This is a genomic window from Burkholderia sp. HAN2018, assembly GCF_024704855.1.
Taxonomy (GTDB): Bacteria; Pseudomonadota; Gammaproteobacteria; order Burkholderiales; family Burkholderiaceae; genus Burkholderia; species Burkholderia cepacia.
The window spans coordinates 1-5,388 of the sequence record NZ_QOBB01000344.1; the positions used below are offsets into that span (position 1 = coordinate 1).

Annotated in this window: 6 protein-coding genes; 3 read left to right on the forward strand and 3 right to left on the reverse strand. The window is 69.7% G+C overall.

Annotation, left to right across the window (positions count from 1 at the left end; all coding sequences use genetic code 11):
- The first annotated feature begins 226 nt into the window (after window positions 1–226).
- Entirely contained in the window at window positions 227–1,462 is a 1,236-nt protein-coding gene (locus tag DPV74_RS38750; protein ID WP_374709016.1) for an MFS transporter, read from the forward strand.
- Window positions 1,463–1,507: 45 nt separating this feature from the next.
- On the forward strand, window positions 1,508–2,209 hold the full coding sequence (locus DPV74_RS38755; RefSeq protein ID WP_119339105.1) for a DUF2848 domain-containing protein: 702 nt from the start codon (window positions 1,508–1,510) through the stop codon (window positions 2,207–2,209).
- A 33-nt stretch (window positions 2,210–2,242) separates the two neighbouring features.
- Here DPV74_RS38755 and DPV74_RS38760 read toward each other — a convergent pair whose 3' ends face one another.
- The 3 genes from DPV74_RS38760 to DPV74_RS38770 all read right to left on the reverse strand — a co-directional run bounded on the left by DPV74_RS38760 (window position 2,243) and on the right by DPV74_RS38770 (window position 5,111).
- On the reverse strand, window positions 2,243–2,383 hold the full coding sequence (locus DPV74_RS38760) for a hypothetical protein (RefSeq protein WP_162923270.1): 141 nt from the start codon (window positions 2,381–2,383) through the stop codon (window positions 2,243–2,245).
- A 220-nt stretch (window positions 2,384–2,603) separates the two neighbouring features.
- Window positions 2,604–3,995 (reverse strand): RtcB family protein, encoded by a 1,392-nt coding sequence (locus tag DPV74_RS38765; protein ID WP_027789472.1) that lies wholly within the window; start codon window positions 3,993–3,995, stop codon window positions 2,604–2,606.
- A 132-nt stretch (window positions 3,996–4,127) separates the two neighbouring features.
- Window positions 4,128–5,111 (reverse strand): NAD-dependent epimerase/dehydratase family protein, encoded by a 984-nt coding sequence (locus DPV74_RS38770; protein WP_119339106.1) that lies wholly within the window; start codon window positions 5,109–5,111, stop codon window positions 4,128–4,130.
- Between the two features lie 98 nt (window positions 5,112–5,209).
- Here DPV74_RS38770 and DPV74_RS38775 point away from each other — a divergent pair.
- Window positions 5,210–5,388 (forward strand): LysR family transcriptional regulator (locus DPV74_RS38775; RefSeq protein WP_162923271.1); only part of this gene is annotated, 179 nt, incomplete at its 3' end.

Genomic DNA, 5,388 nt, shown 5'->3' on the forward strand with positions numbered 1-5,388 from the left:
GCTGCATGCGGCACGCGGCGCCGTCGAAACCGACCCTGCTGCCGCCGCCGCGCTGCCGGCCTGATCGCCCGCGCCGACCGCATCGCATGCGCGCGGCACGCCCGCGCATCGGCCCGGCGCTCCATCCCGTTCCCCTCACGACATGCCCGACACCATGAGCACTCTCGCCCAGCCCGTCGCCCACGCGCCCCGCCGCGTCCGCAACAGCCGACTCGCGACCGCGAGCATGATCGGCACGTCACTCGAGTGGTACGACTTCACGATCTACAACACGCTCGCCGCGCTCGTCTTCAACCACCTGTTCTTCCCTTCGGTCGATCCGCTCGCCGGCACGATCCTCGCGTTCTCGACCTATGCGGTCGGCTACGTGTCGCGCCCGCTCGGCGGCTTCGTGTTCGGCAATCTCGGCGACCGCATCGGCCGCCGCGCGGTGCTGATGCTCACGCTCGTGCTGATGGGCGTGACGACCGCGCTGATGGGGGCGCTGCCGACTTATGCGCAGGCCGGCATCCTGAGCCCGATCCTGCTCGTCGCGCTGCGCTTCGTGCAGGGCGTCGCGCTCGGCGGCGAATGGGCCGGCGCGGTGTTGCTGTCGGTCGAGCACGGCGACCAGAAGCGGCGCGGGTTGTCCGCATCGTGGACGCAGATCGGCCCGTCGTTCGGCACGCTGCTCGGCACCGGCTGCATCGCGCTCGTGACGCTGTCGACCACGTCCGGGGACTTCCTGTCGTGGGGCTGGCGCGTGCCGTTCGCGGCCAGCGCGCTGCTCGTCGTGTTCGGTTTCTGGCTGCGCCGCGGCGTCGACGAAACGCCGCAGTTCGAACAGCTCGCCGAATCGCACGCGACCGCCGAGGTGCCGGTCGCGGACGTGCTGAAGTACCACTGGAAGCGCCTGCTGATCGCCGGCGGTTCGCGAATCGGTTCGGACGTGCTGTATGCGCTGATCGTCGTGTTCACGCTGACCTACGTGACGACCGTGCTGCACCTGTCGCGCCCCGTCGCCCTGACGGCCGTGATGATCGGCACGGCCTGCAACGCACTCGCGGTGCCTTTCTTCGGCGCGCTGTCGGATCGCTTCGGCCGCCGGCCCGTCTATCTCGCCGGCGCGCTCGCCGGGATCGTGTGGGCGTTCGTGTTCTTCGCGATGCTCGATTCGGCGCGCCCGGGCGCGATCGTCGCGGCCGTCGCGATCGGCCTCGTGATCCACGCGGTGATGTACGGCCCGCAGGGCGCGTTCGTGACCGAGCAGTTCCCGACCCGCGTGCGCTATGCGGGCTCGTCGCTCGCGTACACGCTCGCCGGCATCGTCGGCGGCGGCTTTGCGCCGCTCGTGATCGCCGCGCTGTTCCGGCAGACCGGCACGACGACGGCCGTGTCGCTGTACGTCGCCGCCGCGCTCGTCGTCACGTCGATCGCGCTCCTCGTCGCGCGCGAAACCGCGCACCGGCCGCTCGCGGATTGAGCATCGCCGCGAGTCGCTTCCTTCGGACTTCAAACGGAAACCCGCATGCAAACCCTGTCGTTCAACGTGATTTCCCGGCACCCCGCACCGGCCACCGTCGACGTCGAGATCGAGCGCGTCGTGATCGCCGGCTGGGCCGGCCGCGATCCGGCGGCGATCCGCGCGCATATCGACGAACTCGCGGCGCTCGGCGTTGCGCCGCCGTCGACCACGCCCTGCTTCTATCGCGTGTCGGCCGCGCTGCTCACGCAGGCGCCGTCGATCGGCGTGCTCGGCGCGCGCTCGGGCGGCGAGATCGAATGCGTGCTGGTCGACAGCCCGGCCGGCACGCTCGTGACCGTCGGCTCCGACCATACGGATCGCGAAGTCGAGGCCTACGGCGTCGCGGTGTCGAAGCAGGTGTGCGCGAAACCGCTCGGTCGCGACGCGTGGCTTTATGCGGATGTCGCGGATCACTGGGATGCAATCGAGATGCGTGCGTGGCTGATCCCGCGCGACGGCGAGCGCACGGCCTACCAGCACGGCGCGGTCAGCGGCCTGCTCGCGCCCGACGTGCTGTGGCATCGCTTCGACGACCGCCGCACGATGCCCGCGCGCTGCGCGATGTATGGCGGCACGGTCGCCGTGCATGGCGCGATCGCGGCGATGGGCGACGGCGATGCGTTCGAAATGGAACTGCTCGATCCGGTGCTCGGGCGCAGCCTTCGGCACCGTTATGCGGTGGAGGTGCTGCCGGTCGTCGCGTGACGGGCCGGCGCTCTGTCGCCGCGCCCGCCCCGGCTAGTACGGCTGAAAGCAGTGATAGTCCGGGAAGTTGACCTGCGAGTTGTCGCAATACAGCACACCCACCAGGTTGGTGCACCCGCTCAACGCGAAGATGATTGCCCCCGCAACCGACACTTTCCATCCGAAATGCAGCATTGCGCCCCCGGTTTCGCTTTATCGACGTTGCCGCCATGATGCTCACCGGACGCGCCCGGGTATGTGGAGAATTGTTGTCCCGCGGGTTCGTCGGTTCGCCAGGACGCTTTCCCGTGCTCATACCCATGCCCGGGCAAAACCGCGGCCCGGGAAAGCGGACGACGTATCGCCGGCCCCGGCGCAAGCCGCGGCGGCGGCCGGCGCGCGCCGCCGCCGCCCGTCATGCCTTGAACGTGACCCACGGCTTCAACCGGACCGCGCTGCGAATGAGGCCGGCCTGCTCCTGCGCGTCGATCACGGGCCCGATCGGCTTGTAGGCTTCCGGCGCTTCCTCGATGCGGCGCTCGTCGCGCAGCGTCACACAGCGCCACGTGCCCGGCGCCTGCTCCGCGCGCATCCGCCGCACCGCCTGCCGGCGCACGCTGCGGCCGGCGCCGTGGCTGCACGACCACAGCCAGTCCGGATGGCCGAGCCCGGTCGCGAGAAACGACGCATCGCCCATCGATCCGGGAATCAGCGCGAGATCGCCGTCGCGGGCGGGGGTCGCCCCCTTGCGATGGATGTTCATCCCGTTTTCGCGCAGCACGACGTTGTGCGGCACGTCGACCACGAGTGCCGAGCGGGTCTCGCCGGTGAGCTCCGCCAGTTCCTTGCGGACCATCTCGGCAAGCACGACGCGGTTGAGCCACGCATAACGCGCGGCGGTGCCCATCGCGACGAGATAGTCGCGCGCCAGCTCGCCGGAAAGGCCGTACAGGCCGCTTTCCGGATGCCTGACGCCCGCCGGCCATGCCGCGCGCGCCCGGTCCATCCAGCGTCGCCCGACGTAGAAGCCGACATCGCGCGAACCGCTGTGGATCATCACGACGACGTCGTCCTTCGCGAGTCCCGCCCGGTAGGCCGCATGCCGGTCGAACACGGCGTCGACCACCTGCAGTTCGACGAAATGATTGCCCGAGCCCGGGGTGCCGAGGCAAGGGTCGCGGAATACCTCGCGCGACCCGACGTGCGCGTCGGGCGCGTATTTCGCGCTGCCGTCGAACCGGTCGAGGCCGATGCACGACGACAGTTCGTCGATGAGCCGGTCGCGGTCGACGTGCGCCCAGAGCCCCTGCGGCGCGACACGATCGACGAATGCCGCCGGGCCCGCGTCGAACAGCGCGCGAAAGGCATCGCTGCCGACCGGCACGTCGCGCCGGTCCGCGAGAATCGCGCGCGTCAGCCGCTCGACGAGCGCCGTCTCGAACGGCGCGAGCGCCGAGCGCTTGAGGCCCGTGGTGACGAGACGCATCCCGCAGTTGATATCGGTGCCGATCGCGGCGGGAATCACGAACGCGTCGTCGGTCGCGACGATCGAGCCGACGGGCGCGACCCCGCCCGGATGAAAGTCCGGCGTCGCGCAGGCCTTGCATACGCGCTGATGGCCATCCGGCGAACGGACGGCCGCGAACGCGAGCAACTGCTGGACGGCCTTCTCCTCGAGCGGGAGCGAAGCGGGCAACAGGACGGACGCCTGCGCCAGTTCATTGCGCAGGTGATAGATGCCGGCGTGATGGTCGACACGGATGCCTTGCCGTTGCAAGGCCTTTTTTAAACGAGGAAAGGTAGACATCGCTGCTGAAAATGAAAAAGGTACGACGCGACCTCCGGCATTCCGGCGGTCGTGGGTACCTTCCTGCAGCAGCGTCGAGGAAGGGAGCGCGGATCATAGCAGAACGCGATTGCGTCCGCGCGCCCCCGTTGCTCACTTGAGACACCCGAGCCCCGCCAGCGTCGCCTCGATCGCGGTATCGAGCGGCGTGATCGGCTCGCGGCCGAGCACCGCGGTCACCCGCGTGTTGTCCAGCCGGATCGGCTCGCGCCACAGGTAGCGCATCTCGAGCAATTCGCGCAGCGTCGTGACGAACGGCGCCGCGACCCACACGAACCACCACGGGAACTTGCGCATCGTCGGACGCAGCCCGTGCCGCTGCGCGACGCGGCGCACGGCGTCCGCCATCTGCGTGCCGTCCGCGTCCCAGTGCCCGCCGAGGTGAAAGCGCGCGAACGGTTCGAGCGTGTCGCGCCGCTCGATCAGCTCGACCATCGTGCGCGCGGCATCCGGTACATACGACCATTGATGCCCGACGCCGTCCCGCCCCGGCACACTGATGGCCGCAACCGGCTGCCCGGCCTTGACGAGCCCCGCCGCAAACCAGCTGTTGCCGGTGAGCTTCGGCCCGAAGAAATCGCCTGCTCGCACGATGATCGTGCGAACGCCATGCGCGGCCGCGTCCTGCAGCCGGCGCTCCAGTTCGACGCGGATCGCGCCCTTGCGCGTCGATGGATGCTGCGGCGCATCTTCGTGCAGCACCGGAAACGCGTCGGCGCCGTAGTTGTATACCGTGCCCGGCAGCACGACGGTAGCCTGCTCCGCCCGCGCCGCCGCGATCGTGTTGTCGATCATCGGCAGCACCTGCCCGGGCCAGTTCCGGTAGCCGGGCGGATTCACCGCGTGCACGATCACGCTGCACCCGCGCGCGGCCCGGACGACCGCGTCGCGGTCCATCGCGTCGCCGCGCATCCATGCGATGCCGTCGCGCTCCACGGCCTCGGCGTCGAGCCCGCGCTTCAGCGCGCGCACCTGCCAGCCCGCATCGCGCAGCTGCCGCGCGACTTCCCCGCCAATCCCGCCGCTTGCGCCGAGCACGAGTGCCTGCCGTTGCGTCCCGCCTGCGTGGTTCGTCATTGCCGCTCTCCTTGAATGAACCGTCATGACACGCATTCTGGCGCGCCGGAGGCTATCAAGGAATTGCCGAACCCAATGGATCGGCTATACATTTATGCATGACCATCGATCTGAACTGGGAACGCTACCGCACCTTCCTGGCCGTGCTGACGGAAGGCTCGCTGTCCGGCGCGGCGCGGGCGCTCGGCATCACGCAGCCGACGGCCGGCCGCCACGTCGCGGCACTCGAAGCCGCGTTCGGCCAGACGCTGTTCACGCGCTCGCCGTCGGGCCTGCT

Coding starts and splice junctions, on each gene's coding strand:
- DPV74_RS38765 (WP_027789472.1), bottom strand. CDS start 3,995: ATGTCTACCTTTCCTCGTTTAAAAAAGGCCTTGCAACGGCAAGGCATC.
- DPV74_RS38760 (WP_162923270.1), bottom strand. CDS start 2,383: ATGCTGCATTTCGGATGGAAAGTGTCGGTTGCGGGGGCAATCATCTTC.
- DPV74_RS38770 (WP_119339106.1), bottom strand. CDS start 5,111: ATGACGAACCACGCAGGCGGGACGCAACGGCAGGCACTCGTGCTCGGC.
- DPV74_RS38755 (WP_119339105.1), top strand. CDS start 1,508: ATGCAAACCCTGTCGTTCAACGTGATTTCCCGGCACCCCGCACCGGCC.
- DPV74_RS38750 (WP_374709016.1), top strand. CDS start 227: ATGATCGGCACGTCACTCGAGTGGTACGACTTCACGATCTACAACACG.